Raw genomic sequence first — 26,401 nt, forward strand, 5'->3', positions numbered from 1 at the left:
ATATGTTTTATGTTCTGTTTAAAAATAAACTATCTAATAATAATCTGGAAAATTCTCTTTCGTAAAGATGTTTGTGGTGAGGGATCTCTAATCTGTTACAAATGAAAACTAAATTATCATAACTTACAATATCAATATCTATCAACCTGTCTGAATAGTTTCGGGTATTGCCCGAATCTACCGACCTTCCCATGCTTTTTTCGATTTCTTTTAAACCGTTAAGAAGCTGAATTGGTGATAAATCTGTTTCAATACGTAGTGCAATATTACAAAAATTATTGGAACTGACAAATTCCACGGGTTCAGAATACAAAAATTTACTTTTAGATAATATTAGGATGTTTTTATCTGTAATTCTTTCAAAAGCAAATTCTAGATTTTTTTTTTGATCTCCAATGTTACTTCCCAGTAACAAAATGGCATTATGATACGACATATTTGGAAAAGTTATTATTTATGAAGAGTTTCTTTAAAAATGTTCTGGCAAATATAGTGGCTGTAGCTATTTTATGTTGCTTATTTTTTGTCTTTTTTATTGTAATGATTGCCGTTGGCTCTGCCAGTGACAGTTCGTCTGTGGAGGTAAAGAAAAATTCTTTACTTACAATCAATCTTAAAACTAAAATTATAGACAGTCCGACAGAAGTACAGAAAGACGTTTTTGCTTTCAGCAGTAAAAATAAAGAGATTCTTATTTACGATGCTGTAGAAGCAATTAAAAAAGCGAAGGATGATAAAAATATTAAGGGAATCAGCATTGAAGCTGATGATTTAAGTGCTGGTATCACACAGATTGATGATCTTCGGGCAGCAATTGCAGATTTTAAAAAGAGCGGAAAATTTGTTTATTCCTATGGAAATAATGTTTCGCAGTCTTCATACTATTTAGGTTCGGTCGCAGATCAGTATTTTCTAAATCCGTCTGGTGGTATTGAATTGAAAGGTTTGTCCACCGAAGTTACTTTCTTTAAAGAATTTGCAGAAAAGTACGGTATCGGAATTGAAGTAATCCGTCACGGTAAATTTAAATCTGCTGTTGAACCATTTATTTCTAATGAAATTTCGCCTGAAAATAAAGAGCAACTCAGTACCCTGTTAAATGATATCTGGAACAGCACTTCTTCAAAAATTGCAGTTTCAAGAAAGATCGAACTTCCACAGTTCAAAACTGTTGTTGACAGCCTTTACGGAATGATTCCTGAAGAAAGTGTGAAATTTAAACTGGCTGATAAACTTATTCAGAAAACAGAATATGATCAGATGTTAAGGTCAAAATTAAACCTTAAAGAAAAAGATAAGCTTTCAAAAATTTCTCTCGGTAAATATGTAGATTCATTTAAAGATGATGAAAAATCAGGTGACAGGGTAGCGGTGCTTTACGCATCAGGATCTATTAACAGTGGTGATGAGTACAATGAGATTTATTCTGAGAAATATTTAAAATACATCAAAGATCTTCAGGAAGATAAAAAAGTAAAAGCGGTTGTTTTAAGAATAAATTCTCCCGGAGGAAGCGCTAATGCTTCTGATGAAATTTTATTTGAGTTGCAGCAGTTGAAAAAGAAAAAACCACTTATTGTTTCGTTCGGTGATTATGCGGCTTCGGGTGGCTATTACATTGCAATGGCAGCAGACAAAATTTATTCCCAACCGAATACTTTAACAGGTTCAATCGGTGTTTTTGGAGTTCTTCCTTATTTTAAAGAATTAGCCAATAAAAACGGGGTGCGCTCAGATGTTGTTGCTACCAATGCCAATTCTGCGTATTATTCATCATTAAATGGTTTAAGTCCGCACGGTGTGGCGATGATTACCAAAAGTGTTGAGGGTACTTATAAAAGATTCGTGCATTTCGTAACTCAAAACAGAAAAAAATCTTTTGAGCAGATTGATGCCGTTGGAGGTGGAAGAGTCTGGAGCGGAACAAGAGCTAAAGAAATTGGACTTGTGGATGAATTGGGATCTTTAAATGATGCCGTGAAATTTGCAGCTGGAAAAGCTAATCTTAAAGATTATAAAGTGAAATCTTATCCTGAAGAGAAGACTGCTTTCGAGCAAATCTTCGAAGGTATGAATGAAGACGATATCTCTGCAAGAGTTCTGAAAAATAAGATTGGAAAATCAAACTATGAGATTTTGATGCAGTTAACAGATAAAAAGCTTAAATCTGAAGTGAAAATGGAAATGCCTTTTCAGGTAAAGATGGACTAATTAAATTATATTGTTTCATAAAAAATCCGGCAGCTGAATTTCAGCTGCCGGATTTTAAATTGTTGTTATCTCTTTTTAGTTACCATTTCATAGATCCAGATAACCAAAATGGCACCACCAATAGCCAATGCCCAGCTTCTGAAATCCCAAAAAGTTCCGATGTCACCCCAGTGTAATACGTAAACACCTATAAGCCCTCCAACGAAAGCACCAACGATACCTAAAATAATGGTAATTAGCCATCCGCCACCCTGTTTGCCAGGCATGATTAGTTTAGCGATTGCTCCGGCTAAAAGCCCGAAGATAATCCAGGTAATGAATCCCATAGAATAATTTTTTTAAAGTTATTAATAGTGTTTGTTTAAAAAAGATAACAATTATCTCTTCCTGAAAAATGAATCTACAAACTCTGTACCATTAAAAAGCTGAAGGTCGTGCATCTTTTCGCCGACACCAATATATTTTACCGGAATCTGAAACTGATCTGAAATACCGATGACAACGCCACCTTTTGCAGTTCCGTCTAATTTGGTAACTGCCAAAGCGTTGACTTCTGTGGCCGCAGTAAACTGTTTTGCCTGTTCAAAAGCATTCTGCCCGGTAGAACCATCCAAAACCAATAAAATCTCATGTGGAGCATCAGGAATTACCTTCTGCATCACTCTTTTGATTTTGGAAAGCTCATTCATCAGATTAATTTTGTTGTGAAGTCTTCCCGCAGTATCGATGATTACAACGTCGGCATCCTGTGCAACCGCACTTTGTACAGTATCGAAAGCAACGGATGCAGGATCAGATCCCATTTCCTGTTTTACGATCGGTACGCCCACTCTTTCGCTCCAGATGACCAGTTGATCAACCGCAGCGGCTCTGAACGTATCAGCTGCTCCAAGAACTACTTTTTTACCTTCAGATTTAAACTGGTGTGCGAGTTTTCCAATTGTAGTGGTTTTTCCTACACCGTTTACACCAACAACCATGATGACGTAAGGTTTTTTTGAACTGTCTACATTTCCGGTGGTGGCGTGAGGGTTTTCCAAAAGAAGACCTGAGATTTCTTCACGTAAGATTTTATCCAGTTCGTTTACGCCAACATATTTGTCTCGTGCAACACGTTCTTCAATTCTCTGTATGATTTTGATGGTCGTGGAAGCCCCGACATCGGATGCAATAAGTATTTCTTCAAGATCATCAAGAACTTCATCATCTACTTTGCTTTTACCTACGACGGCTTTCGTCATTTTTTCAAAGAAACCTTGATTGGATTTTTCCAAACCTTTGTCTAAAGTTTCTTTTTCTTCTTTTTTAAAAATATTTTTAAACCAACTCATTTTTATGAATTTTTAATGCGGGATGTTGGGTGCAGGATGTTGGATGTTTAAAGAAGGAAAGCATACATCATTCCGCATCGTACATCCGGCAACAACACGCAAATATAACAAAAAAACTACCCGAAAACCGGATAGTTTTTGTATTTCGATAGAACGAAGTAATTATTTTTTCAAATAACCGTCTACTTCGTCTGCGTTCATTACTTTCTCTTCGAAAACGTAAGCTCCTGATTTAGAAGACTTCACCATTTTCACCACTTTAGTCATTTTTTTAGACTGTCCGCTTTGTAGGGTTGCTACTACTTTCTTTGCCATGGTAAATTATATTTATAAATTACTTGATTTCTTTGTGAAGGGTAGATCTCTTAAGAACCGGATTGTATTTTTTCAATTCCAATCTTTCTGTAGTGTTCTTTTTGTTTTTTGTAGAAATGTATCTTGACATTCCTGGCATACCGCTTTCTTTGTGCTCTGTGCATTCAAGAATTACTTGAACTCTGTTTCCTTTTTTTGCCATGATTTAGTTCTTTTTAATCAATCCTTCTCTGATGCCTCTTTCGATAGCCTCTTCAATTCCAATCTTGTTAATGATTCTCAATCCATGAGCTGAAACTTTCAGCGTAACGTGCTTGTCTTGCTCTGGAAGGTAAAATTTCTTTTCCAATAAGTTAATTTCAAAACGACGCTTCGTTTTGTTATTAGCGTGGGAAACGTTGTTACCAACCATTGCACGCTTTCCTGTTATCTGGCAAATTCTTGACATATCTCGATGTTCTTATTTGTATAATATTTGAGGTTGCAAAATAACGAATAAATTTTTAGACAGACAAATATTTTGTAAAATTATTTATTAATTTTTTCACGCAACTTTCTTTAAATCTTAGCCTAAGCCTTTTTAGAATCGATTTTCGTTTTAATCCAATTGAAAATTAAATAAAACAATAAAAATCCAAATGCAAAAAGGCAGATTCTTGAAATAAAATCTCCGGTTCTGGTGTAAAATGTTTCACCTTCATACAATTTAATTTTAGCAAACAAAGCCGTTTTGTCGCCGTACAAAGTGTCTTCCTCAATTTCTCCTAAAGCATTGATGTGTGCCGAAATTCCACTATTGGCAGCTCTCGCAATTTCTCTTCTGGTTTCGATGGAACGCATTCTTGCGTAAGAAAGAAGCTGTCTGTGACCTTCCGTTACGCCCCACCACGAATCGTTGGTCATAATAGCGAAGAAGTTGGCACCTTTCTTTACATAATCTGTTACAAATTCTCCGTAAATACTTTCGTAGCAAATGATAGGAGCCATTTTTCCTTTGTTGTAAGGATTTGAAAAAGCTACACGTTCTTTATCAATTCCGAGGGAAGCAACTGTTCCTCCAAGATTAATCATAGCATCGCCTAAAATGGGTTTCAGATAAGTTATATACGGGAAAATTTCAACCCCTGGAACGAGTTTTCCTTTATGATAGACCTCTACTTTCTGATTGGGAATAATTTGCACGGCTGAATTATAGCTTTCAACCCAGACTCCTGAACTTGTCTGGTAGGCTTCTTTCGGAAGATTTTCTGAGTGAAGATAATATTTGTGAGAAGAAATTCCTGATGCAAAAACTGATTGCGGGTGTTTCGTTAAAAATGATTTTACATTATTTAAAAGTTCGCTCTTTTCAAAAGCGGTTTCAGAAATAGAACCTCTTCCTGGAATTGCCGTTTCCGGTGCAATATAATAATCGATTTTTGTGGTTGAATGTTCCTCAGCAAGACTTAAAAGTTCATTCTGAATTGTAATGCTGTCTTTCTGATATTTTTCGTTGTAAGGATCCAATTCAGGCTGAAGCATCAAAACATTCACTTCACCGATTGGTTTTTCATTAAAATTATTGTATTTCGCAATGGAAATAATTATGGGAATACCGATCAGTAAAGCAATTACAGAAGAATTAATGATTAAACTCTTTCTTTTTCTAGCTGCCTGCCAGATTCTGATGGTGTAGAAAATGAAAACGTTGATAATTAAAATCCAGAAACTTCCTCCGGTGGCTCCAATTGTATCGTACCACTGAATTAATTTTGGGTATTCTGAGAATGAATTTCCAAGATTCAGCCATGGCCATGTGAGTTCCCAATTCAGATGGAATTTCTCAAAACACATCCAGATGCTTACGAAAAAAGCCAGTCCCCAGTACGTTCCCTGTGCATTTTTGTACCAGTGATAGCATTGGAAAATGAGTGAATACAATAAAGAATTGATCAAAACCGGAAATAAAACAGCCATCATCGAGTGACTTCCGTCGGGATTTTTTGAGCCGTAAAGCCAGCCTGTAGTTACTGCATTCCAAATGACAAAACAGAGATAGGAAAGCCCGAAAACCACCCAGCTTTTTCTGCTGTATTTTGAAAATTTTGAAATATCATGTTCCATTACCAAAAGCGGAACAAGCGCAATAAATATGAAAAAAGGAACGCCGTAAGTAGGCCATGAAACCGAGAGCAGCATCGCCGCAATAAGCGTGAGAAGTAAATGTTTCATTAAAAATCTTTAATACGCAAATTTAGTCTTTTTGAAATGAATATCTTTGCTATCGATGTTAAAGAAGTTTTACCAAATTACGATTTTCCCTTACACTTTATTTCTGCTTTATCTTATGTTTTTGGGCATGGGGAGATTTCAGTTTGATGAAAACATCATCAGAATCGAACCTGTTTTTTCGACGGTGAAATTTATTGAAAATACCATTCGGTGGTGGGATATTGTGAGAATTGTTTTGGGGAATGTTTTGATGTTTATTCCTTTCGGTTTTTTAGGTTGGGTATTTTCGAAACTGAACGATTTGAAAAGTTTAATGTACACCTTTATCTCATCCATCGTGATCGTCGAGGGAATGCAGTATTTTACCCGCCTCGGAATTTTCGAGATTGATGATATTCTTTTAAACAGTCTCGGTGTTTTTATTGGATATCAGATTCGAAGGCTTATCGAAAAGAAATTTAGCCGTTTAGTTCTTTAGCGCGTTTTTCAGCGTTCAGAATTCCTTCTTTCAGACTTCCTTTTAAATCTTTTTCGTCGAATGTTTTCAGTGCAGCTTCAGTAGTGCCTCCTTTTGATGCAACATCTTTAATGAGCTCTTCAAGGTTTTTATCGGAATTATTAATTAAATGATATGCTCCGAGCATGGTTTGTTTCACGAAAAGTTTAGCTAAATCTTCATCAATTCCCATCTCAGTTCCTGCTTTGATCATGGCGTCAACAATGTAATAAAAGTAGGCCGGACCGCTTCCTGAAAGGGCTGTAACGCCATCCAAGAGTTCTTCGTTTTCCAGATAAACAGATCTTCCGGTAGAATTGAGTAACCTTTCAATATTAATCAATTGACTGAACGAAATGCCATCTGCAGCAGTATAACCCGTGATTCCCATTCCCAAAAGGGTAGGTGAGTTGGGCATCGCTCTTACGACCATTTTATGATTGAGCAGAGTTTGAATTTTCTCAATTTTAATTCCTGCCATAATCGACAGTACCATTTGGTTTTCTTTTAATTTAAATTTAAAATTTTCCGCTGCGTGCCTGAAATCCTGTGGTTTTACGGCAATAATAATTAAATCTGCATCCAATTCAGATACATTTTCAAAAATTGAAATTTCAGATTTTGGAAATTCTTCTTTTATTTTAGTGATTTTATTTTCATTTCTGGTAATCAAATGAAGGTTTTCAGGTTTGATCAGTTCATACTTCAGAAATGATTTTGAAAAAGACAAGCCCATATTTCCGGCTCCGATGATAGCGATTTTCATAGTTGTGTGTTTTGTTTAAATGAAAAAACGCCCAGACAGGCTAAGCGTTTTTTATAATTAATGAGTAATTGGCAATGAGTAATGTGAAATTTTGTTTTTAAACTTCCATCTTCCCCTTCTAACTCCATTAAATTCTTTCAATGTCAGCACCAATGGCCTTCAGTCTGCCGTCGATGTTTTCGTAACCTCTGTCGATTTGCTCGATGTTGTGAATGATCGATTTTCCTTCCGCAGATAATGCTGCAATCAACAGTGCGTTTCCGGCTCTGATGTCGGGAGAAACCATCGTAGTTCCACGAAGCGGAGATTCCTGATTTAAACCGATAACCGTTGCTCTGTGTGGATCACATAAGATGATCTGAGCTCCCATATCGATCAGTTTATCCACGAAAAAGAGTCTCGATTCAAACATTTTCTGATGAACCAAAAGACTTCCTTTTGCCTGAGTTGCCACCACCAAAATGATGGAAAGCAAATCCGGAGTAAAGCCCGGCCATGGCGCATCTGAAACGGTAAGGATAGATCCGTCAATAAATTTCTGAATTTTATAATGTTCCTGAGACGGAATGTAAATGTCATCGCCACTCTGCTCCAACTGAATTCCGAGTTTTCTGAACGTATTTGGAATTACGCCCAACTGATTCCAGTTGACGTTTTTGATAGTAATTTCAGATTTCGTCATGGCTGCAAGGCCAATCCACGAACCGATTTCCACCATATCCGGAAGCATCGTGTGCTCGGTTCCGTTCAATTGAGTTACCCCTTCAATCGTCAGTAAATTCGAACCGATTCCCGAGATGTTGGCACCCATTCTGTTCAGCATTTTGCAAAGTTGCTGAAGGTAAGGCTCGCAGGCTGCGTTGTAAATTCTTGTTTTGCCTTTAGCTAAAACCGCCGCCATCACAATATTGGCAGTTCCTGTAACGGAAGCTTCTTCCAAAAGAATGAATTTTCCATTCAGTTCTTTTGCTTTTAATGAATAGAAATATTCTTCCTCATCATAATGAAATTCTGCACCCAATTCAACTAAGCCCTGAAAGTGTGTGTCTAATCTTCTTCTTCCGATTTTATCTCCACCCGGAGTTGGCATATACGCTTCTCCGTAACGGGCAAGCATCGGCCCCAACAACATAATAGAACCTCTTAGTTTGGCACCGTCTTTTTTAAATTCGTTTGATTTTATGTAATCAAAATTGACATTATCTGCCTTGAAAGTATAATCTCCGTGAGCGTTTTTAGTTATTTTTACACCAAAATCGCCTAAGATTTCAATCAGTCTGTTTACATCATGAATGTCGGGAATGTTGTTTATTCTTACCTCTTCATCTGTTAATAAAACTGCACATAAAATTTGGAGCGCCTCATTTTTTGCCCCTTGTGGAGTGATTTCTCCCTGTAGTCTTTTTCCTCCTCTTATTTGAAAAGTCCCGCTCATTACCTTCTGTTCTTGTTGTTATTGTTGTTTGTGAATCTTCTTTTGTTGACGTTGTTGTTAGAATTGCTTTGATTTCTGTTATTATTGTTCTTGTTGGCGTTGTTTCTATTGGCAGTTGCATAATAGATTTTGCTTTTTTCAAGAGCTTCAATATTGGTTAAATCAAGTCTGTTGGATGAAAGTTCTTTCAAGTGACGGAAAATCACATCATCGGTTACGTGTTCTTTATTATAAACATTGTAAGACTTCTTCATGTTGTTGGCAATCACTTCAATCAAGGCTTCTTTTTCGTCGCCAGGTTCCAGTTCTATTGCTTTTTCTATCAGTTGAAGAATACTTTTTCCGTAAAATTTGAAATCTCCCTGAAGTTTAGGGTATTCCATTCTCTTAGGCTTTTCGGCAAGCTCTTCTCTTGTTGGGAAAGGGTATGGCGAATCGGCATCCAGATCATAATCTGCCAAAATATATAAGTGGTCCCAGAGTTTATGTTTATAATTTTCTTCGTCTCTCAAATGCGGATTTCTCTGCCCCATAAAATCAATGATTGCCATTGCCATTTCGCTTCGTTCTTCTTTTGTAGGAAGCTCTTTGCAACGCTCAACCAACTGTTGTATGATTCTGCCATATTCAGGCAAAAGAAGCTGAGTTTTTTGGGTGTTGTATTCCATAGTTTGCAAATATATGGATTAATAAAAAAAATGTTCAGAAAATCTTTAAAGTTTAAAAATATTTAATAAATTTCAAAGCTTCAGACTTCAATAAATTTCTTTCTTTCCTCCGGTGTTGGTAAAAAACATTTCTGATTGCTTATTTTCATTCTGTTTCTTGAAATCACGTTGTAAAGTTGATCGCTGATTGCGGTTGGAACTATTTGTCCTAAAAATCCTCCCGCTTTATAAACTCCTCCAAGTAAATTTAAAACCTTAATAATCGCTTTTGATTTTATTAAATAATAGGAACCTACTTTCCAGAGATATAAAGTGTTGAATTGTTTCTGATCTAAATTTCTTTCGCCCAAAAATTTCTGGCCAAAATCTGACTGAAGGGAAGCAAACATAAACTGATTTTTTTTGTCCCTCTGCAAAATCCACTGTACCCAGAAATTGCATACGCCGCAGTCTCCGTCAAAAAAAATAATGTGTTTGTTTTCCCGGTTTTCCATGGTTTAATTGTTTTTAATTTTGGTGTCTTTGATTTGAAATCTAAAATAATCGCCGAGCTTTTTTCTGTCTGCATCCGAAAGTTTTGCGTCCTGATGCCCAATGAAATAATAATCCAATGGCATTTTTTTCTTCTCCACCATTTCTGCTGCCTCTTCCATTTTATGAATCTGTCTTGATGGTTCGTAAGTCGCAAAAGTAGAGAAATTCAGTTCTTTTCTTCCTTCGTTGATGTGGTTTTTCAGAAACCATGATGACGGTGCAATGCTCGAATACCACGGATATTTCGTTTCGTTGGAATGGCAGTCGTAGCAGGAGGTTCTGATCAATTTAGCAATTTCCGGCGGTGTGTCTTTTATTCTTAGAAAGTCCATGCCCGGCTCCAGTGGCGGATTGGTCTTGTCAATCGGAAAAAACTGAATGATAATAAATCCTACCAAAACGATAACGAATATTTTTTTAAGCATAGTGATGGGTATTTTAGAAAGTGAAGTGTAAACTGCAATGTTCTTACCAATTTTTTAAAACTTCAATTTAATCATTTTCCAAATTGGAATAAATCTAAATTTCATTTTTTAAATTTAAAATTTGGTTAAACTTTAAATTTCCGAAGTCTTTTTATCTCTTTTTTATTAATTTTAAAAATGAGTATGAATAGTTAGGCTTGAATTACTGAGACTTTGTTTTAAAAATAGAAAGAGAAATCCTGCAGGCAAAAAATTGCGCGATCTAGAAATTTTAAAAACTTGATAATTTTTAACTTAAATATATTGAATAATAGTTTTTATAAATCATAAAAATTTTATCAATAGATTAAAATTATAATCAAAACTTCCTAAATTTACATCAAACATTAAAAATTATATATGGAAAACCAAAATGGAGACATCAGCAAATGCCCTTTCCACAACGGGCAACTCAATCAACCGGTAGCAGGTGGTGGAACAGACAACCGCGACTGGTGGCCAAAACAGTTAAGAGTTGATATTTTAAGACAGCATTCAAAACTTTCGGATCCGATGGATGAAAATTTTAATTATGCTGAAGCTTTCAAATCTCTGGACTATCAGGGTTTAAAAAATGACCTTCACGCTTTAATGACCGATTCTCAGGATTGGTGGCCAGCCGATTTCGGACACTACGGACCGCTCTTCGTGAGGATGGCGTGGCACAGTGCTGGAACATACAGGGTTTTTGATGGTCGTGGTGGCGGAGCGAGAGGTCAGCAGAGATTTGCACCACTCAACAGCTGGCCGGATAATGTAAGTTTAGATAAAGCAAGAAGGCTCCTTTGGCCAATCAAACAAAAATACGGTAACAAAATTTCGTGGGCAGATCTGATGATTCTCACAGGAAATGTTGCCTTGGAATCGATGGGTTTCAAAACTTTTGGTTTCGCAGGAGGAAGAGAAGACGTTTGGGAAGCCGATCAGGATGTATATTGGGGCTCAGAACACACATGGCTCGGAAATGAAGAACGTTATTCCGACGGAAAAGCAGGTTTAGATGCTCACGGAGTAGTTTCTTCAGACGAAAATGCCGGCGGTGGCACCCATAGCAGGGATTTGGAAAAACCTTTGGCAGCGGCTCACATGGGTTTAATTTATGTAAATCCCGAAGGTCCGGACGGAAATCCTGATCCGATCGCTGCAGCAAAAGACATCAGAGATACTTTTGGTAGAATGGCAATGGATGATGAAGAAACAGTGGCTTTAATTGCCGGCGGTCATACTTTTGGAAAAACCCACGGTGCTGGACCGTCAGATCACGTAGGGAAAGAGCCGGAAGCAACCGATTTGGCTTCACAAGGCTTCGGATGGGAAAGTTCGTTCAATACCGGAAAAGGAAAAGATACGATTACCAGCGGACTTGAAGTAACGTGGACAGAAACTCCGACCCAATGGAGCAATCATTTCTTTAAAAACCTTTTTGAAAATGAATGGGAACTGACCAAAAGTCCTGCCGGAGCTCATCAGTGGGTGGCAAAAGGCGGTGCGGAAATCATTCCTGACGCTTTTGATGAGAATAAGAAACACAGAGCAACGATGTTGACGACGGATTTATCTTTAAGATTAGATCCGGCTTACGAGAAAATTTCAAGACGTTTTTACGAAAATCCTGATCAGTTTGCTGATGCTTTTGCAAGAGCATGGTTTAAACTTACTCACAGAGATATGGGGCCAAAAGCAAGGTATTTGGGAACAGAAGTTCCGGCAGAAGAGTTGATCTGGCAGGATCCTGTTCCGGAAGTTGATCATGAATTAATTGATGAAAATGATATTCAAAATCTGAAATCTAAAGTTTTAAATTCAGGCTTAAGTATTTCGGAGCTGGTTTCTACAGCATGGGCTTCCGCTTCTACGTTTAGAGGAAGTGATAAGCGCGGTGGTGCGAACGGGGCGAGAATTCGTCTGGCTCCACAGAAGTACTGGGCGGTAAACAATCCTTCACAACTTCAGAGAGTTTTGGATATTCTGGGAAATATTAAGAAAAAATTCAATGATAATCAATCAGGAAACAAAAAGGTTTCATTGGCTGATTTAATTGTTCTGGCTGGAAATGCTGCAGTTGCAAAAGCTGCATCAAACGGAGGTTTAGAAGTTTCAGTAAAATTCAATGCAGGAAGAACGGATGCTTCTCAGGAACAAACTGATGTAGAATCTGTTGGTTATCTTGAGCCGTTGGCCGATGGTTTCAGGAATTACAGAAAAGGAAACAGAAATGTTTCTACAGAATCTCTTTTAATTGATAAAGCCCAGCTTTTAACTTTAACTGCTCCGGAAATGACAGTTTTGTTGGGAGGAATGAGAGCTTTAAATACCAATTTTGACGGTTCAAAACACGGAGTTTTCACGCAAAACTCAGAAACTTTAAGCAATGATTTCTTCGTTAATCTTCTGGATATGAATACGCAATGGAAAGCCACTTCGCAGGACAGAGAACTGTATGAAGGAAGTGACAGGAATTCCGGCGAAAATAGATGGACGGCAACCCGTGCTGATCTGGTTTTCGGCTCTAATGCTGAGTTGAGAGCGATCGCAGAGATCTACGCTTCATCAGATTCAAAAGAAAAATTTGTGAAAGATTTCGTAAAAGCCTGGGAAAAAGTAATGGAACTGGATCGATTTGATTTAAAATAAAATTTTAAAATTGTACATCAAAGCCACTGAAATTCTGTTTTGGTGGCTTTGCTTTTCAGAAAAGTAAAAACTTTCAAAACAAAACTCAAAATAATCCGTTTAATTCTTAAATTTGGCTAATGCAAAAAAATATTTATCTCATAGCTTTACTTTTTTCACTCGTGAGTTGCTACACTTATCAGGTTAAAAAGCCAATCGAAGTACCAGTGCAACCAGTGCAAGATCAGCAGCCGGCGAAAAAAAATACCGGTAATAATATTGCTTCTCTTGAGATGACTCCCGAAGCTGCTGAAGCCATGGCGCAGAAAACACAGCCAGTAAATAATGGTTCAGTGGTGATTCCGGTAAATATTCAGGATAAACTGGCGGTAGGTAAAAATTACAGAATAAATGTTGGTGGCAGCTCTTATAAAATCATTGTGGACAAATGGGCAAGCGATACTCTCGTTGCGCACCCCGTCAAAAGACCTGAAACCATTCTGAAGTTTCATAAAAATCAGATTGACGCTGAGAAAATTGCAGAAAAACGTTTTTCACAACCTATTGCTGACATTATTACTGTTTTAGCGTATGTTGGTATTGGTGTTGGGATTTATGCTTTTATTAAAGGAATGTAAAACTAATTCCAGATTCCGTTCATTTTGGTTAGAATCACAGGCTTTCCGTCGGTAATTAAAATAGTGTGTTCGTGCTGAGCCATGTATCCACCACGGTTTCCAACCATTGTCCAGCCGTCATTCAGTTCCACGGCAATGCTTGAATCTGTTGAAATAAAAGTTTCAATCGCTACTACAGAATTTTTCTTAAATCTTCTGTTGTCGAAACGGTTTTTGTAGTTTAACAATTCATCAGGTTCTTCGTGAAGGCTTCTTCCAACGCCGTGACCTCCAAGGTTTTTAATTACTTTAAATCCTCTTTTCTTAGCTTCAGTTTCCATTAAATGCCCGATGTCGGCAATCTTTTTTCCACCGCTGATGTTGCTGATGGTTTTTTCTAAAATCTCTTTTGAAGCATCCACCAGTTTTTGATGTTGATTTAGGTCTTTTCCAATCACAAAAGAACTTCCGTTATCAGCCCAAAATCCGTCGAGTTCTGCGGAAACATCGATATTGATGAGGTCGCCTTCTTTCAGAATTCTGTTTTCTGAGGGAATTCCGTGGCAGAATTCATTGTCAACGCTGATACAAGTCCATCCGGGAAATCCATAAGTAAGGTACGGAGCTGATTTCGCTCCGAAACTTTCAAGGATTTGTGCTCCGTAATCATCCAGTTCTTTCGTGGTCATGCCTGGTTTGGCATAATCAATCATGGCTTTTAAAGTTAATGCAACAGCTTTGCTGATGTTTTGCATTCCCTGAAGTTCCTGTTCGTTGGTGATTGACATAATTTTTTGTTTTTGAAAATACAAATTTAGGGAATAAAAATTTCTGTTGAATAAGAGCGGAAAAACAGAGATGTAAAAAAAACAAAACCATCCTGTAAAAAGGATGGTTTGTAGACCCACAGGGATTCGAACCCCGACTGACGGTACCAAAAACCGGAGTGCTACCGTTACACTATAGGTCTTTATCTGACTGCGAAATTATATAATTTATTTTAAAAATAAAAATCTTAAATAAAAATTTTCCTCCTGAAAACCTTTAAATATTGAAATACAGAGCATTAATTTTAACCTGAATTTAAATGGAATTTCGGTTTAAAAAGATTGTTTATCAAAAACCAAAAATTTTTTAAACTTCAATTTAGATAAAATTAGCTTACCTTTGCAAAAAATTGAGCTCCAAAAGTTGGAGTAACTCATTGATAATCTTGTCCTATCGCATTGGCGAGGGATTATTAAACATTTTTTATGTCAAATATTGTTGCAATCGTTGGACGTCCCAACGTAGGAAAATCCACGTTATTTAATCGTTTATTAGAAAGGAGAGAGGCTATAGTAGACTCTACTGCCGGCGTTACCAGAGATCGTCACTACGGGAAATCTGACTGGAACGGAGTAGATTTTACTGTAATCGACACCGGAGGTTATGATGTGAATAACGATGACGTTTTTCAAGGTGAAATTTCTAAACAAGTGCAATTGGCAATTGATGAAGCTACATCAATCATTTTTATGCTGAATGTAGAAGAAGGTCTTACCGATACCGATCATGAAATTCATGAGATGTTGAGAAGGTCAAACAAACCTACTTATATCGTCATCAACAAAGTAGATTCTGCCAAAGAAGAAATCGACGCTACAGAATTCTATCAATTAGGAATCGACAAATATTACACTATTTCTTCAGCTACAGGTTCTGGAACGGGAGAGATTTTAGATGATATCGTAAGAGATTTCCCAACTACAGAATACAAAGATCCTTTTGAAGGTTTACCAAAAATTACCATTGCCGGCCGTCCGAATGTAGGAAAATCTACAATGACCAATGCTTTGCTTGATGAGGAAAGAAATATTGTAACCGATGTTGCAGGTACTACCAGAGACAGTATTCAAACGCTTTACAATAAATTCGGACACGAGTTTGTGTTGGTAGATACTGCAGGAATGAGAAGAAAATCTAAAGTAAATGAAGATTTGGAATTCTACTCTGTAATGCGTTCTATCCGTTCTATTGAATATTCAGACGTGGTAATCATCATGGTTGATGCTACTTTAGGCTGGGAATCTCAGGACATGAATATCTTCGGTTTGGCTCAGAAAAACAGAAAAGGTATTGTGATTTTGGTGAATAAATGGGATTTGGTAGAAGATAAAAATACCAATACCGTTAGAGATTTTGAAAAATCAATCAGAGATAAAATTGGTCAGTTCAATGATATTCCTATTTTGTTTGTTTCGGCTTTAACAAAGCAGAGAATTTTGAAAGCGGTTGAAATGGCTATGATTGTTTATGAAGACCGTAAGAAGAAAATCAAAACTTCTAAACTAAACGAAGTGATGCTTCCTATCTTTGAAGCAATGCCACCGCCGGCAAACAAAGGAAAGTACATTAAAATCAAATACTGTGTACAGCTTCCAACGCCGTCGCCGCAGTTTGTGTTCTTCTGTAATTTACCACAATACGTAAAAGAACCTTACAAAAGATTTACCGAAAATCAATTGAGAAAACAATTCGGGTTTACCGGAGTTCCAATCGAAGTATATTTCAGACAGAAATAAAAATTAAAAACCCTTTCAGATTTAGTTTGAAAGGGTTTTTGATTTTAGATGAATTTTTCTTTGAACTTTAATAATACAAAAATCTACTGCTGATCCAATAGCCGTTGATTTTGAAACTGTTTCTCAGAAACTGCTCGGCAATGCCATCTCCATAATCCTGAATTCCGCTTCTGTAGCTGGTCGTCATCCCATCATTGTAGCCTGTGAAATCTTTTACCAAAGAAAGTTTTTCATGCAGATACGTTCGGTTTCTGTTGGTGTTTTTTAAATTTAATAATTCTGAATAATACACATTCACAATAGATTCTGAATCCAGATAAGCGACTCTGTTTTTGAAAGAACTTTCTTTTAAAAAATAGAGTAAATGCGGTGATGGAGCCAGTTTTCGGGCATATTCTTTTACTTCAGCATCGGTTTTACTGTTGAGCATTTTCAAAAAACCAAACTTCATTTCATCAAAAGTTTTAAAACCCTGATGTATTGAAAACTGACCTTCAAATTTTCTAAACTGTCCCTTGCTGTCAATTTCTCTAGCTCTCTGACCTGAAAAACTCAGCGCTTGTTCATCTTCAAAATTACTGATGTCATCGAAAGGTCCTTTATTTAAAACTGTATTTTGAGAATTAATAAGTATATAACTTTTGCCAAGCTTTGCCTTAAACAAATCATCTCCCGAAATTCTCTGAAGATCCGCATAGCTGAATGGAATAACCTCTTTTCCCGACAAATCTATCAAACCATATTTGCCGTTCTTTTTGGCCACCACCGTCTGTTTGTCGTTGTTATAAGCATTTATCAGATCAAAAGAAAGATCGTCGTAGCTGAAGTTTAGAATCGTTTTGTTGTTTTGATCGATGATGCCGTATTTTTTGTTTTTTGAAACGATAAGGTAGGTGTTTTCGTCTTCAAATTTCTGTTTTATCTCGTCGTAGCTAAAATCTGATTTCAGTTTTTCCTGTTTTTCATCATAGATGGCCCATTTGTTTTGCTTGTTTTTAAGAGCGATCAGAGCATTTTCATTTTGAGAATCAGGGCTGATGAGCTGGTTTTCATCAAAAATATAATCGTAGGAAGCAATATTTTCCAGAGAAACGACTCCTTTGGAAGTCAGGATGCTGTAGCTATCATTTTTCGAAGCAAAAAGCAGTTTAGAATTCTTTACCGGACTTTTTTCAAATGAATTGAATTTTTCATTCAAAAGTTTTTTTCCGTTAACATCCATCAACGTGTAATTTCGGGTGGTAGTCTGATTGTTGACTCTGTTTTCGTTAATTCCGACCAAAAAACCAGTGAAATAATCTGTAATTTCGTCAAATTCTGTGGAAACAATGATTTGCTTTTTTCTTAAATCATAAATTCCTTTTTTGCCGTTTTTTACCAAACGCAGCAAATGGTCTGCATCATAATAATTACTGATTTCGTCGTATTCTGGTGGTAAAACTTGATTTCCTTCCCGGTCGTACCAACCCGATTTTCGATTTTGCTTCACAGTATAGCCATTTCCCATGCGAATCATGTGTTCATCTGCGATGAAAGGGATGATGGTTTTGAGTGTGGCATAATTTACAATACTGAATTTTCCGTCTTTTCCAAGCGTAAGATAGTCTGAGAGACCATCGCGGTAAATGGTGGTGTATTCGGCTTTCAGGATTTTATTTTCATCAAAATACTGTCCGATTTTTTTATTTTTTTCAAGTCTGAAACCTTCGATACGCTCGTCTCTGCTGATGTTGTTGTATTCAAAGGGTAGTTTTGTCTTTCCTGTAATGTCTACAAGTCCGTACATCTTGTTTTTTACCGCAACAAAATCTTTAATCATTAAAGAATATTTCACGTGGTTACCCAATTTCGAACCTTTTAATAATGGAAAGAAAAGTTGGTCAAACTCATAGTTGGGATTTCCTTTTTCGGTTAAAATGGCCTGCTTGCCGTTTTTCTTCACAACCAATGCGTTGGGGTAAAATTCTACAGATTCAAAATCGCTTTTAATCTTTTTCCCGCCTTCAAAAATAACAAACTGAGCTCCCGATTCATCCTCTACCAAAGCACTTTTTTGATTGTAGGTTATCAGTTTACCGTAATTTCCGCTGATGATGGTCTTTTTCTTTTCAATGTCGAATATTGAAATGTTTTTATCTTTTTTAGCCACAAAAAAACGATTATCGCTACTCTCAATATTGTCAAAGTTAACAGGGATGAGGTTTTGACCCGTCAAATCAAAGAAGCCATATTTGTTGTCTTTCTTTACCTTTAAAATTTTCTCTGGATAGCTATAATATACACTGATTTCGTCGTACACAGGCTCCAAAATCACTTTTCCTTTAATTTTAACTCCTTTTTTCTTTTTGTCAGGAGAGAAGGTATATTCTCCACTGACTTCGTTAATGGGATCTGGCGGTTTGTTGGGTGCAATCTCATAATATTCCCGAGCGGTAGGAATCTGTGCTGAAACTTCTGAAAAGAGAGCTGCAGCGAGCAAAAAGTATATTTTTTTTGAATTCATGTAAGTTCTTCTAGTAAAGATTTCGCAAAAGTAAAAATATAGTTGATGCAATGGAAAACTAATTTGTGAAATGTCTATTTTTGTATTGTAGTGCTTGTGTTTTTAAGCCTTTTACATTAATTTTAATTAAAAATTTCAAACAATTATGCTAACGATTTTATCAGAACAGTTTTCTCTTGTAAATTCATGGATTAACGAGCTTCGGAACGTAGAAATTCAGCACGACCGAATGAGATTCCGCAGAAACATGGAGAGGATAGGGGAAATTGCCGCTTTTGAAATTAGCAAAGATTTAGAAACGAAAGAAGTTGAAATTCAGACTCCTTTGGATAAACTTAAAGTGAAAGAAATTGCCGTACAACCTGTCATCACCACCATTTTAAGAGCCGGAGTTCCTTTGTTTGAAGGAATTTTAAATTATCTTGATAAAGCAGACTGTGGTTTTGTCGCAGCGTACAGAAAGCACGATGCTAATGATTATTTTTCTATAAAACAAGATTATCTTACGTGTCCCAATATCGACGGAAGACCGTTAATCGTTGCAGATCCCATGTTGGCAACAGGAGCTTCCCTCATCGAAGCCATCAAAGATTTATTGACCAATGGAACACCTACTCAACTTCACATCGTTGCCGCAATTGCCTCAAGACAAGGTGTTGAAACCATCGAAAAAGCCTATCCCGAAGCAAAAATATGGGTTGGAGCTATCGATGAAAACTTAACTTCAAAAGGTTACATCACACCAGGCTTAGGTGACGCCGGAGATTTAAGCTACGGAGAAAAACTGCAGAGATAATTTCAAGTTAATGTACAATTCTCGGAAAATTATTTATTGCTGATTATTCATTACCCATCACTCATTACCCATATTTACTCGTCCATCGCCATCACCAAAACGCTCACTTTATTGTCTCCGGCTTTCAAAATTTCCCATGCAACGGTCGCCAAAGTGTTTCCGGTGGTGAAAACATCATCAATCAGCAAAATATGTTGATTTGAAATCTTTCTAGTGATTGAAAAAATATTCTGAGTTTCCAGACGGTGTTGTTTGTCTTTCAAAGCCTGAGCTTTCGAGTAGTGATTTCTTTTAATTAAATCATGACTGAAAGGAATTTTGTAGAATTCAGACAAGGTTTCTGTAAAAAGGTGAAGCTGATTGTAGCCTCTTTCCTTTAATTTCTTCGGATGCAAAGGTACAGAGACGAGTAAATCTGGTTTTTCTTTAAATTTCAAAGATTCAGTCGTCCATTCTGCTAAAACTTTTCCGGCATTTTCCCGACTTTTATATTTCAGTTCGTGGATGATTTTCCGGCTTAAATTTTCCTCTTCAAACTGCATCAGCGAAAAAGCATTTTCTATGGGAAAGAGTAGTTTGCATTTTTCTTTTAAATTATTTTCAGAAGAAAAATCGTGGTGGGTGAAGTGAATGTGCTCAAAGCAAAGATTGCAAACCAATAAATTGCCATCAATAATTCGGTTGCAGTGAATGCAGCGGTTTGGAAAGAATACGTCTAAAATCATTTGTGTGTTTTATAAAACTAAAATAATAATTTTCTCTGAAATTTGAAATATATTAATTGAGATTTTTGGTTTAATCTAAAAAAAAATAAAATCAATATCTTTGAATATGAGTTTGATTTTTGAGAAAAAAATAAAGATTACAGAGGAGCATATTGATCTTAATAATCACGTCAACAACGTTCAATACGTGAAGTGGGTGGAAGAAATTGCAGGTGAGCACTGGGATACTGTGAAAGATAAATTAGGTTTTCCTGAAGATATCTGGATGTTGGTGGATCATCATATTCAATATAAAAAACAGGTTTATCTGGGTGATATTTTAATCATTAAAACGTATCCCAAACCACCTGAAGGAATTCGCCAGCCCAGAAAAGTTGAATTCTACTGCAATGATGTTTTGGTGGTAGATTCTTCAACGCTTTGGGTTTTTATTGATAAGAAAACGCAGAGGATTAAAAGGTTGGATGAAAATTGGCTGAGCAAACTTTAAGGTTGATTTTGATGATTAATTCAAAATCCAAATTCCCTATCTTTGCACCATGATACGTATTACAAAAATTTTTACATTCGAAACTGCTCATGTTTTGTACAATTATGACGGGAAATGTAAAAATATGCACGGGCATTCTTACAAACTTTTCGTTACGGTAAAAGGAAAACCAATCAATGATCTGGACAATCCAAAGAACGGAATGGTGGTAGATTTCGGAGATATAAAAACGATTGTAAAAGCTGAAATCGTTGATGTTTGGGATCATGCGGTTTTAATTAATGGCGTTTCTCCGCACAGAGAAATGGGCGAGGAGCTTGAAAACAAAGGTCAGAAAGTGATTTACTGCAACTTTCAGCCAACCTGCGAAAATATGTTGTACGCCGTCGCTGCAAAAGTAAAAGCAAAACTTCCGGAAGGGATTTCTTTGGCATATCTAAAACTTCATGAGACTGAAAACTCTTACGGAGAGTGGTTTGCAGAAGATAATCAATAATTTTCTGCTGAATTTAAATTCTGAAAAGTGCTTAAGACAACCATCAATTTAGAACCCGGAAAGAAAGTTTATTTTGCTTCAGATCAGCATTTCGGTGCACCGAATCCGAAGGAAAGCAAACTGCGCGAGGGAAAATTTATCCGTTGGATGAATCAGATTAAGGAAGATGCGCAGGTTTTATTCTTGATGGGTGATCTGTTTGATTTCTGGCACGAGTGGAACCACGTTATTCCCAAAGGTTATGTTCGGGTCTTAGGTAAAATTGCAGAATTAAAAGACCACGGAATTCAGGTTTATTTTTTTGTCGGAAACCACGATTTGTGGATGAAAGATTATCTTGAGGAAGAAATTGGATGCACCGTTTTCTACAAAAAACAATATTTCGAAATGGGTGGAAAACAGTTTCTGCTCGCTCACGGAGACGGTCTGGGACCGGGCGATAAAGGCTATAAAAGAATGAAAAAAGTCTTTACCAACCCAATTGCGCAATGGTTTTTCAGATGGCTTCATCCTGATATTGCGATGAAAATTGCACTTTACATGTCTCAGAAAAACAAAATGATTTCGGGTGACGAAGACAAGGCTTTTTTAGGAGAAGAAAAAGAATTTTTGATCATCTATTCTAAAAAGAAACTGGAAACAGAGAAAATCGACTATTTTATTTACGGTCACAGGCATTTGCCAATGATTTTAAATTTAAATGAAAACTCAAAATACATCAACTTAGGAGACTGGATTTCCTATTTTACCTATGGTGTCTTTGAGCATGATTTTGAACTGAAGACATTTGAAAATAAAAAATTACCCCATTAAGAGGTAATTTCCGAATTATGAGTTCTGACACTCATATTCCTAATCCATATTCCGAGCTTTGTTTTGCAAATACCCGACCAAAACAAAGCGATGTAAATGAATAAAATGTGAATTATTAAGGTTGAAACTCTAAATGCTTCATTTTAAATCATAAAGCTTTTGAAAAAATCTGAAAATACTTTGAAAAATATTTTTGACATACAAACTGACGAAGATTTTCTGACAGCCTGTCTCGAAACTTTCAGATTTCAATATGAAAATATTGAGATTTACAGAAAGTTTGTGGACTATCTGAACATTGATTCTCAGGAAGTAGATGAGGTTGCGAAAATTCCCTTTTTACCGATTGAAATGTTTAAAAATCATCAGATTTTAGATAAAAATGTGTCCACGGATCTGTTTTTTCAAAGCTCCGGAACGACTCAGATGAATTTGTCTAAACATTTCATCGCTGATACAGATTTGTACGAGAAAAGTATTTACAAAAGCTTCGCGCAGTTTATCGGTAAGCCTGAAGATTTTATTTTTCTCGGCTTATTGCCAAGTTATCTGGAGAAACAAAATTCGTCCCTGATCTACATGGTCGATTTTTTAATGAAGAAATCAAACAGACCTGAAAATGGATATTTTTTATACAACCACCAAGATTTGTTTCAGCTTTTAAATGAATTAAAAGACAAAAAAGTAATTCTCTTCGGAGTTTCTTTTGCGCTTTTAGATTTCCTGGATTTCTGCAACTCAAACTCTCAAACCCTCCAATCCTCCAACTCTTTGACAGTGATAGAAACCGGCGGAATGAAAGGTAGAAAAGAAGAAATGACTAAAGACGAGCTTTTGAAAATTTTGCAGGAAGGTTTTAAAACCGACAAGATCTATTCAGAATATTCAATGACAGAATTGCTTTCGCAGGCTTATTCTTTAGGAGAAAACATCTATCAATGTCCAAACTGGATGCGGGTTTTGGTAAGAAATGTGGAAGATCCTTTCAGTTACGAAAAAGAGGGTAGGACGGGAGCGATCAATATCATTGATTTGGCTAATATCCATTCCTGTTCATTTATAGCAACTCAGGATTTGGGTAAAACACTTCCTGAAAGTAAATTTCAGGTTTTGGGAAGAATCGATCACTCGGATATTCGGGGATGCAGCTTGCTCGTGAGTTGATGTGTTTAGTTTGAAGTATTTTTGATGATATTTAACATTGAAATTCTGCTGTCATTTGCTGAGCGAAGCGCCCTTGCGAACGGAAAATATTCAGAATAATTAAAAAATCTTAGCGAACCTTGCGTTAAAAAATAGAAGTGTTAAAAATAGAAGAACTCGTTCACGCTTACATTCATTCTCAATGTGATTTTGAGAAAGAAATTGTGTTGACCAATCATTTTCAGGCAGATTGGGAAGCAGATATTTTGATTATCAATTCAGAAGGCTTCAGTCACGAAATTGAAATCAAACTTTCTAAAAGTGATTTTAAAAATGATTTTAAAAAATCGTATGTCAACAGTTCGACTGGCGAAAAATTTCTGAAACACGATAAAATCTGTTGTGGCGATTACATTTGCAATTCATTCAGTTTTCTTTTACCGATGGGAATGATTGAGCATTCAACAATTCCAGAACACTGCGGAATTATCGAGTTTTACCATAACGTCGATTCATGGGAAACGGAATTTTATCTCATCCGAAAACCGAAAACAGTGCACGAAGATTCTTACTGGAAACTTACAGATAAAGATATTTTCATTAGAAAAATGGCTTTAAATCTTTTATACAGAAAAATGGAAATCAAAGGAAAGCATGAAGAGCTGATCTTTAAAAATCCTTTTGAAATAAAGAAAACAAAATAAAAATTCCTGCCTTTTAAGACAGGAATTTCATTTTTTTTAATGTAACGTTCAGCTATTTTGCTTCAGGCTTTTCAATCAAAAGATTATAAGTAAAAGCCGCAAAAACTCCTCCTAAAACCGGAGCTAAGATAAATAACCAAAGCTGAGAAAGAGCCTGACCGCCAGCAAAAATCGCAGGACCGATACTTCTTGCGGGATTTACAGAAACTCCGGTGATTTTAATTCCAACGATATGAATTAAAACCAAAGCCAGACCGATGGCTAATCCGGCAAACCCACCGTTGATATTTTTTGTAGAAGTTGATCCTAAAATAACCATCAAAAAGATAAATGTGAAAACAAATTCAGCAACCAAAGCCGCAGTCATATTGTAAGCATCCATATATCCTGTTCCCCAACCGTTGGATCCTAAAGCCCATTCTTTCATTTCGGCTCCTGGATGATTGGTGAAAATCACGTAAAGAATTCCGGCTCCGATGATAGCTCCCAGTATTTGGGCAACAATGTAACGGGCGGCTTCGCCCATTTTCATTCTTCCTGCAGCAACCATGGCGATAGAAATTGCGGGGTTGATATGGCAACCGGAAATGTGACCAATTGCATAAGCCATTGCGACAACGCTAAGACCAAAAGCGAATGAAATTCCTAGGAGTCCAACGCCTGTAGTGCCGTCTGCACCGGCAATTACTGCGCTTCCGCAACCCATTAAAACGAGAACCATTGTGCCTATCATTTCGGCAACAAATTTTGAAGTGTTTGAAATCATCTTTTAATGTATTTTTAAATTAGAAAACGAAAGTACAAAAATTAATAATTTGTTTTTAATTTGTTTTAATTATTTTACTTTAAATTATTGTGGTATTTTAATGGATTATTATTTATTTAATTAACTTTATTTAATACAATATATTTAAACGTAAATTATTATGATTTTATATTGAATTACTATTTTTGCTTTTAACAAAAACTGTATTTTTACTTTTTATATTTCAAAACCACCCCAAGATGAAGAAGTTTTTGTATCTCCTTCCAATCATTATTTGTCAGGTATTTCATGGCCAGAAATCAAAGAAAGCGGAGCCTTGCTACGATCTTAACGAGATTTTAAAGGTTGAACCTACGGCGCTTTACAAACCGCATTTAGATGCTTCGAAAAGTTTTAATGTAAAAATTCTTAAAAATTCTACCACTGTTACAAAATACATCAACAGCGGAAAATTTCATAAGGTTAAAAAATCAGGGACAGGGTTTAGGGTTCAGAAATTAGATTACAGCAAGGCATGGTTGGTTTCTAAAGCAAGCTTGAGTCTTGAACGTATAGGTGCAAGATTCAGCAAAAATACAGGTGGTTCTTATTTTACGGTAACTTCCATTACGAGAACGCTTGAAGATCAATGCAGATTACGAAAAGTGAATTCTAATGCCAGTTTGGGAATCAGTTCACACAATTACGGCAACTCTTTCGACATTTCCTATGTTCGTTTCAATGGAGTTTTAAAAAGCAATCCAAAACTGGAGGCAGCCCTTGAGAAGGTTCTTCAATACTACCACAATGCCGGAAAAATTTTTTACATCAAAGAAAGACAGCAAAGTTGTTTCCATGTGACTGTGAAAAATTATTAATTTTTCTTTTTTACATCTGCCGTTTGTGTACTTTGTTGAGATTAGGTATTTTTACTGGATAAAACCAAAACAAAAACTTTTAACATGGGAATACTCTCTCCGCAGCAGTTTTCTGACGCTGCCAAAAGATGGTCTGAATGTCGTAACGACATGATCAGAATTGAAAAACTCTTCAAACAAAATTCTGTTTTTAATCTTCACAGGGATCAAATCGAGCTTATCAAAAATCGTAATGATAATGATGATTTTTGTGTACAGATTGGCGTTACAGAAAACGATGAACTAATCATGATTCCTGTACCGCTGGACAAAATAGGATATCCTGTAAGTCTCACACAGTATTCGTATTCATCATTTGACACTTTAAAGGAAGATCTTTGCCTTACAGAAAAACTGACATATACGGTTGTGAAAAAATCTGTTTTGTCTACCAAGATGAGAACAACAGATAGTGATTCAGATGTGTTTCTTCCGATTTACAATAAACCCGTTTTACAGCAGGAAAAAGCTTTGGATGCGATAGAATTATGGCAAAACAATGCTTTCGATTGGTTTTATTCAGAGCAGGCAAACGAAGGGAAGGAGATTTTCACTAAATTCTATGTACCTAAAGAAAAAATATTTGAGGTAAAGGAAGGGGTAATGTTTATCTCAGTATTCGGGTTGAAATTTTCAGAAATTTACCAGAAACAGCTTCCTGCACTTATTTTCATTTCAGCACCGGATAACTTGAGCAATCAGAGTACGGTAGTAGATTCAAATACAATGGATTATGCTAAACCTTGTCCTCCGCATGGGCAGATATTCGATTTAGGGTAAACTAAAAACAGCAATGTATACTTTTTACGAAGTTTTATTATACTTAAATTACCTCTTACTTTTT

General features: G+C 36.3%; 29 protein-coding genes and 1 tRNA gene. 13 read left to right on the forward strand and 17 right to left on the reverse strand.

What is annotated here, in order from left to right; all coding sequences use genetic code 11:
• Window positions 1-7 precede the first annotated feature (7 nt).
• The gene (gene folK, locus AC2A1G_RS05230; RefSeq protein ID WP_484045882.1) at window positions 8-436 is read right to left on the reverse strand and encodes a 2-amino-4-hydroxy-6-hydroxymethyldihydropteridine diphosphokinase; all 429 of its coding nucleotides are present in this window, start codon (window positions 434-436) and stop codon (window positions 8-10) included.
• A 20-nt stretch (window positions 437-456) separates the two neighbouring features.
• Here folK and sppA point away from each other — a divergent pair, with 20 nt between their 5' ends.
• Entirely contained in the window at window positions 457-2,211 is a 1,755-nt protein-coding gene (gene sppA / locus AC2A1G_RS05235) for a signal peptide peptidase SppA (protein ID WP_484045883.1), read from the forward strand.
• A gap of 65 nt (window positions 2,212-2,276) precedes the next feature.
• Here the strand turns inward: sppA and AC2A1G_RS05240 are convergent, their stop codons facing one another.
• From AC2A1G_RS05240 to lnt, 6 genes are all read right to left on the reverse strand, one after another.
• Window positions 2,277-2,537 (reverse strand): GlsB/YeaQ/YmgE family stress response membrane protein, encoded by a 261-nt coding sequence (locus AC2A1G_RS05240; protein ID WP_484045884.1) that lies wholly within the window; start codon window positions 2,535-2,537, stop codon window positions 2,277-2,279.
• A 51-nt stretch (window positions 2,538-2,588) separates the two neighbouring features.
• Window positions 2,589-3,542, reverse strand: coding sequence for a signal recognition particle-docking protein FtsY (gene ftsY / locus AC2A1G_RS05245; RefSeq protein WP_484045885.1), 954 nt, complete (start codon window positions 3,540-3,542; stop codon window positions 2,589-2,591).
• A 162-nt stretch (window positions 3,543-3,704) separates the two neighbouring features.
• Window positions 3,705-3,857: a DUF4295 domain-containing protein gene (locus tag AC2A1G_RS05250; RefSeq protein WP_002976755.1), complete on the reverse strand. Its 153-nt coding sequence runs from the start codon at window positions 3,855-3,857 to the stop codon at window positions 3,705-3,707.
• 19 nt (window positions 3,858-3,876) lie between these two features.
• A complete protein-coding gene (gene rpmG / locus AC2A1G_RS05255; protein WP_027373683.1) occupies window positions 3,877-4,059 on the reverse strand; it encodes a 50S ribosomal protein L33 in 183 nt (60 codons plus the stop codon).
• Between the two features lie 3 nt (window positions 4,060-4,062).
• The gene (gene rpmB / locus AC2A1G_RS05260) at window positions 4,063-4,305 is read right to left on the reverse strand and encodes a 50S ribosomal protein L28 (RefSeq protein ID WP_034760742.1); all 243 of its coding nucleotides are present in this window, start codon (window positions 4,303-4,305) and stop codon (window positions 4,063-4,065) included.
• 122 nt (window positions 4,306-4,427) lie between these two features.
• Window positions 4,428-6,068 carry an apolipoprotein N-acyltransferase gene (lnt, locus tag AC2A1G_RS05265; RefSeq protein WP_484045886.1) on the reverse strand — a complete coding sequence of 547 codons (1,641 nt, stop codon included), beginning with the start codon at window positions 6,066-6,068 and terminating at the stop codon, window positions 4,428-4,430.
• 55 nt (window positions 6,069-6,123) lie between these two features.
• Here lnt and AC2A1G_RS05270 point away from each other — a divergent pair, with 55 nt between their 5' ends.
• Window positions 6,124-6,546 carry a VanZ family protein gene (locus tag AC2A1G_RS05270; RefSeq protein WP_484045887.1) on the forward strand — a complete coding sequence of 141 codons (423 nt, stop codon included), beginning with the start codon at window positions 6,124-6,126 and terminating at the stop codon, window positions 6,544-6,546.
• Here AC2A1G_RS05270 and proC read toward each other — a convergent pair.
• From proC to AC2A1G_RS05295, 5 genes are all read right to left on the reverse strand, one after another.
• Window positions 6,527-7,330: a pyrroline-5-carboxylate reductase gene (gene proC, locus AC2A1G_RS05275; protein ID WP_484045888.1), complete on the reverse strand. Its 804-nt coding sequence runs from the start codon at window positions 7,328-7,330 to the stop codon at window positions 6,527-6,529. The genes AC2A1G_RS05270 and proC overlap by 20 nt on opposite strands.
• A 127-nt stretch (window positions 7,331-7,457) precedes the next feature.
• A complete protein-coding gene (murA, locus tag AC2A1G_RS05280; RefSeq protein ID WP_484045889.1) occupies window positions 7,458-8,765 on the reverse strand; it encodes a UDP-N-acetylglucosamine 1-carboxyvinyltransferase in 1,308 nt (435 codons plus the stop codon).
• Window positions 8,765-9,433, reverse strand: coding sequence for a DUF4290 domain-containing protein (locus tag AC2A1G_RS05285; protein ID WP_484045890.1), 669 nt, complete (start codon window positions 9,431-9,433; stop codon window positions 8,765-8,767). The genes murA and AC2A1G_RS05285 overlap by 1 nt, the downstream gene beginning before the upstream one ends.
• A gap of 80 nt (window positions 9,434-9,513) precedes the next feature.
• Entirely contained in the window at window positions 9,514-9,927 is a 414-nt protein-coding gene (locus AC2A1G_RS05290) for a thiol-disulfide oxidoreductase DCC family protein (RefSeq protein ID WP_484045891.1), read from the reverse strand.
• A gap of 3 nt (window positions 9,928-9,930) precedes the next feature.
• Complete coding sequence (locus AC2A1G_RS05295; protein WP_484045892.1) at window positions 9,931-10,392, reverse strand: heme-binding domain-containing protein; 462 nt, start codon at window positions 10,390-10,392, stop codon at window positions 9,931-9,933.
• A 399-nt stretch (window positions 10,393-10,791) separates the two neighbouring features.
• Here AC2A1G_RS05295 and katG point away from each other — a divergent pair, with 399 nt between their 5' ends.
• Entirely contained in the window at window positions 10,792-13,065 is a 2,274-nt protein-coding gene (gene katG, locus AC2A1G_RS05300) for a catalase/peroxidase HPI (RefSeq protein ID WP_484045893.1), read from the forward strand.
• A gap of 119 nt (window positions 13,066-13,184) precedes the next feature.
• The gene (locus tag AC2A1G_RS05305) at window positions 13,185-13,682 is read left to right on the forward strand and encodes a hypothetical protein (RefSeq protein ID WP_484045894.1); all 498 of its coding nucleotides are present in this window, start codon (window positions 13,185-13,187) and stop codon (window positions 13,680-13,682) included.
• A gap of 2 nt (window positions 13,683-13,684) precedes the next feature.
• On the opposite strand, the gene map is transcribed toward AC2A1G_RS05305, so the two are convergent.
• Both map and AC2A1G_RS05315 read right to left on the reverse strand, forming a co-directional pair.
• Window positions 13,685-14,449, reverse strand: coding sequence for a type I methionyl aminopeptidase (map, locus tag AC2A1G_RS05310; protein ID WP_484045895.1), 765 nt, complete (start codon window positions 14,447-14,449; stop codon window positions 13,685-13,687).
• A gap of 111 nt (window positions 14,450-14,560) precedes the next feature.
• Window positions 14,561-14,631, reverse strand: a tRNA-Gln gene (locus AC2A1G_RS05315).
• Window positions 14,632-14,914: 283 nt separating this feature from the next.
• Between AC2A1G_RS05315 and der the strand changes: the two genes are divergently transcribed.
• Complete coding sequence (gene der, locus AC2A1G_RS05320) at window positions 14,915-16,225, forward strand: ribosome biogenesis GTPase Der (protein WP_484045896.1); 1,311 nt, start codon at window positions 14,915-14,917, stop codon at window positions 16,223-16,225.
• Window positions 16,226-16,292: 67 nt separating this feature from the next.
• Here der and AC2A1G_RS05325 read toward each other — a convergent pair whose 3' ends face one another.
• A complete protein-coding gene (locus AC2A1G_RS05325) occupies window positions 16,293-18,728 on the reverse strand; it encodes a WG repeat-containing protein (protein ID WP_484045897.1) in 2,436 nt (811 codons plus the stop codon).
• Between the two features lie 145 nt (window positions 18,729-18,873).
• Here AC2A1G_RS05325 and upp point away from each other — a divergent pair, with 145 nt between their 5' ends.
• Window positions 18,874-19,524, forward strand: coding sequence for a uracil phosphoribosyltransferase (gene upp, locus AC2A1G_RS05330; protein WP_484045898.1), 651 nt, complete (start codon window positions 18,874-18,876; stop codon window positions 19,522-19,524).
• A 74-nt stretch (window positions 19,525-19,598) separates the two neighbouring features.
• On the opposite strand, the gene AC2A1G_RS05335 is transcribed toward upp, so the two are convergent.
• Window positions 19,599-20,249 (reverse strand): ComF family protein, encoded by a 651-nt coding sequence (locus tag AC2A1G_RS05335; RefSeq protein WP_484045899.1) that lies wholly within the window; start codon window positions 20,247-20,249, stop codon window positions 19,599-19,601.
• Between the two features lie 106 nt (window positions 20,250-20,355).
• Here AC2A1G_RS05335 and AC2A1G_RS05340 point away from each other — a divergent pair, with 106 nt between their 5' ends.
• The 5 genes from AC2A1G_RS05340 to AC2A1G_RS05360 all read left to right on the forward strand — a co-directional run bounded on the left by AC2A1G_RS05340 (window position 20,356) and on the right by AC2A1G_RS05360 (window position 23,895).
• Complete coding sequence (locus AC2A1G_RS05340) at window positions 20,356-20,739, forward strand: acyl-CoA thioesterase (RefSeq protein WP_484045900.1); 384 nt, start codon at window positions 20,356-20,358, stop codon at window positions 20,737-20,739.
• A gap of 49 nt (window positions 20,740-20,788) precedes the next feature.
• The gene (locus tag AC2A1G_RS05345; protein WP_484045901.1) at window positions 20,789-21,235 is read left to right on the forward strand and encodes a 6-pyruvoyl trahydropterin synthase family protein; all 447 of its coding nucleotides are present in this window, start codon (window positions 20,789-20,791) and stop codon (window positions 21,233-21,235) included.
• 27 nt (window positions 21,236-21,262) lie between these two features.
• Window positions 21,263-22,048, forward strand: coding sequence for a UDP-2,3-diacylglucosamine diphosphatase (locus AC2A1G_RS05350; RefSeq protein WP_484045902.1), 786 nt, complete (start codon window positions 21,263-21,265; stop codon window positions 22,046-22,048).
• 180 nt (window positions 22,049-22,228) lie between these two features.
• On the forward strand, window positions 22,229-23,212 hold the full coding sequence (locus tag AC2A1G_RS05355; protein WP_484046036.1) for a LuxE/PaaK family acyltransferase: 984 nt from the start codon (window positions 22,229-22,231) through the stop codon (window positions 23,210-23,212).
• Window positions 23,213-23,349: 137 nt separating this feature from the next.
• Complete coding sequence (locus AC2A1G_RS05360) at window positions 23,350-23,895, forward strand: hypothetical protein (RefSeq protein ID WP_484045903.1); 546 nt, start codon at window positions 23,350-23,352, stop codon at window positions 23,893-23,895.
• Window positions 23,896-23,947: 52 nt separating this feature from the next.
• Here the strand turns inward: AC2A1G_RS05360 and aqpZ are convergent, their stop codons facing one another.
• Window positions 23,948-24,661, reverse strand: a complete 714-nt coding sequence (gene aqpZ, locus AC2A1G_RS05365) for an aquaporin Z (RefSeq protein ID WP_484045904.1) — start codon at window positions 24,659-24,661, stop codon at window positions 23,948-23,950.
• A 239-nt stretch (window positions 24,662-24,900) separates the two neighbouring features.
• On the opposite strand from aqpZ, the gene AC2A1G_RS05370 reads away from it, so the two are divergent.
• Together AC2A1G_RS05370 and AC2A1G_RS05375 are read left to right on the forward strand one after the other, a co-directional pair.
• Window positions 24,901-25,518 (forward strand): DUF5715 family protein, encoded by a 618-nt coding sequence (locus AC2A1G_RS05370; protein WP_484045905.1) that lies wholly within the window; start codon window positions 24,901-24,903, stop codon window positions 25,516-25,518.
• An 84-nt stretch (window positions 25,519-25,602) separates the two neighbouring features.
• Window positions 25,603-26,337, forward strand: coding sequence for a hypothetical protein (locus tag AC2A1G_RS05375; RefSeq protein ID WP_484045906.1), 735 nt, complete (start codon window positions 25,603-25,605; stop codon window positions 26,335-26,337).
• The last annotated feature ends 64 nt before the right edge of the window (window positions 26,338-26,401 follow it).

The sequence above is a fragment of the Chryseobacterium sp. HNCC26DJ240 genome (genome assembly GCF_057180485.1).

What these genes read in the sequence shown, in the direction of transcription:
- katG (WP_484045893.1), top strand. Translation starts at nt 10,792, where the DNA reads ATGGAAAACCAAAATGGAGACATCAGCAAATGCCCTTTCCACAACGGG.
- AC2A1G_RS05325 (WP_484045897.1), bottom strand. Translation starts at nt 18,728, where the DNA reads ATGAATTCAAAAAAAATATACTTTTTGCTCGCTGCAGCTCTCTTTTCA.
- lnt (WP_484045886.1), bottom strand. Translation starts at nt 6,068, where the DNA reads ATGAAACATTTACTTCTCACGCTTATTGCGGCGATGCTGCTCTCGGTT.
- AC2A1G_RS05345 (WP_484045901.1), top strand. Translation starts at nt 20,789, where the DNA reads ATGATACGTATTACAAAAATTTTTACATTCGAAACTGCTCATGTTTTG.
- AC2A1G_RS05375 (WP_484045906.1), top strand. Translation starts at nt 25,603, where the DNA reads ATGGGAATACTCTCTCCGCAGCAGTTTTCTGACGCTGCCAAAAGATGG.
- map (WP_484045895.1), bottom strand. Translation starts at nt 14,449, where the DNA reads ATGTCAATCACCAACGAACAGGAACTTCAGGGAATGCAAAACATCAGC.
- AC2A1G_RS05240 (WP_484045884.1), bottom strand. Translation starts at nt 2,537, where the DNA reads ATGGGATTCATTACCTGGATTATCTTCGGGCTTTTAGCCGGAGCAATC.
- AC2A1G_RS05290 (WP_484045891.1), bottom strand. Translation starts at nt 9,927, where the DNA reads ATGGAAAACCGGGAAAACAAACACATTATTTTTTTTGACGGAGACTGC.
- AC2A1G_RS05270 (WP_484045887.1), top strand. Translation starts at nt 6,124, where the DNA reads ATGTTAAAGAAGTTTTACCAAATTACGATTTTCCCTTACACTTTATTT.
- AC2A1G_RS05370 (WP_484045905.1), top strand. Translation starts at nt 24,901, where the DNA reads ATGAAGAAGTTTTTGTATCTCCTTCCAATCATTATTTGTCAGGTATTT.
- AC2A1G_RS05295 (WP_484045892.1), bottom strand. Translation starts at nt 10,392, where the DNA reads ATGCTTAAAAAAATATTCGTTATCGTTTTGGTAGGATTTATTATCATT.
- folK (WP_484045882.1), bottom strand. Translation starts at nt 436, where the DNA reads ATGTCGTATCATAATGCCATTTTGTTACTGGGAAGTAACATTGGAGAT.
- ftsY (WP_484045885.1), bottom strand. Translation starts at nt 3,542, where the DNA reads ATGAGTTGGTTTAAAAATATTTTTAAAAAAGAAGAAAAAGAAACTTTA.
- murA (WP_484045889.1), bottom strand. Translation starts at nt 8,765, where the DNA reads ATGAGCGGGACTTTTCAAATAAGAGGAGGAAAAAGACTACAGGGAGAA.
- AC2A1G_RS05335 (WP_484045899.1), bottom strand. Translation starts at nt 20,249, where the DNA reads ATGATTTTAGACGTATTCTTTCCAAACCGCTGCATTCACTGCAACCGA.
- aqpZ (WP_484045904.1), bottom strand. Translation starts at nt 24,661, where the DNA reads ATGATTTCAAACACTTCAAAATTTGTTGCCGAAATGATAGGCACAATG.
- der (WP_484045896.1), top strand. Translation starts at nt 14,915, where the DNA reads ATGTCAAATATTGTTGCAATCGTTGGACGTCCCAACGTAGGAAAATCC.
- upp (WP_484045898.1), top strand. Translation starts at nt 18,874, where the DNA reads ATGCTAACGATTTTATCAGAACAGTTTTCTCTTGTAAATTCATGGATT.
- rpmB (WP_034760742.1), bottom strand. Translation starts at nt 4,305, where the DNA reads ATGTCAAGAATTTGCCAGATAACAGGAAAGCGTGCAATGGTTGGTAAC.
- sppA (WP_484045883.1), top strand. Translation starts at nt 457, where the DNA reads ATGAAGAGTTTCTTTAAAAATGTTCTGGCAAATATAGTGGCTGTAGCT.
- AC2A1G_RS05340 (WP_484045900.1), top strand. Translation starts at nt 20,356, where the DNA reads ATGAGTTTGATTTTTGAGAAAAAAATAAAGATTACAGAGGAGCATATT.
- proC (WP_484045888.1), bottom strand. Translation starts at nt 7,330, where the DNA reads ATGAAAATCGCTATCATCGGAGCCGGAAATATGGGCTTGTCTTTTTCA.
- AC2A1G_RS05250 (WP_002976755.1), bottom strand. Translation starts at nt 3,857, where the DNA reads ATGGCAAAGAAAGTAGTAGCAACCCTACAAAGCGGACAGTCTAAAAAA.
- AC2A1G_RS05305 (WP_484045894.1), top strand. Translation starts at nt 13,185, where the DNA reads ATGCAAAAAAATATTTATCTCATAGCTTTACTTTTTTCACTCGTGAGT.
- AC2A1G_RS05285 (WP_484045890.1), bottom strand. Translation starts at nt 9,433, where the DNA reads ATGGAATACAACACCCAAAAAACTCAGCTTCTTTTGCCTGAATATGGC.
- rpmG (WP_027373683.1), bottom strand. Translation starts at nt 4,059, where the DNA reads ATGGCAAAAAAAGGAAACAGAGTTCAAGTAATTCTTGAATGCACAGAG.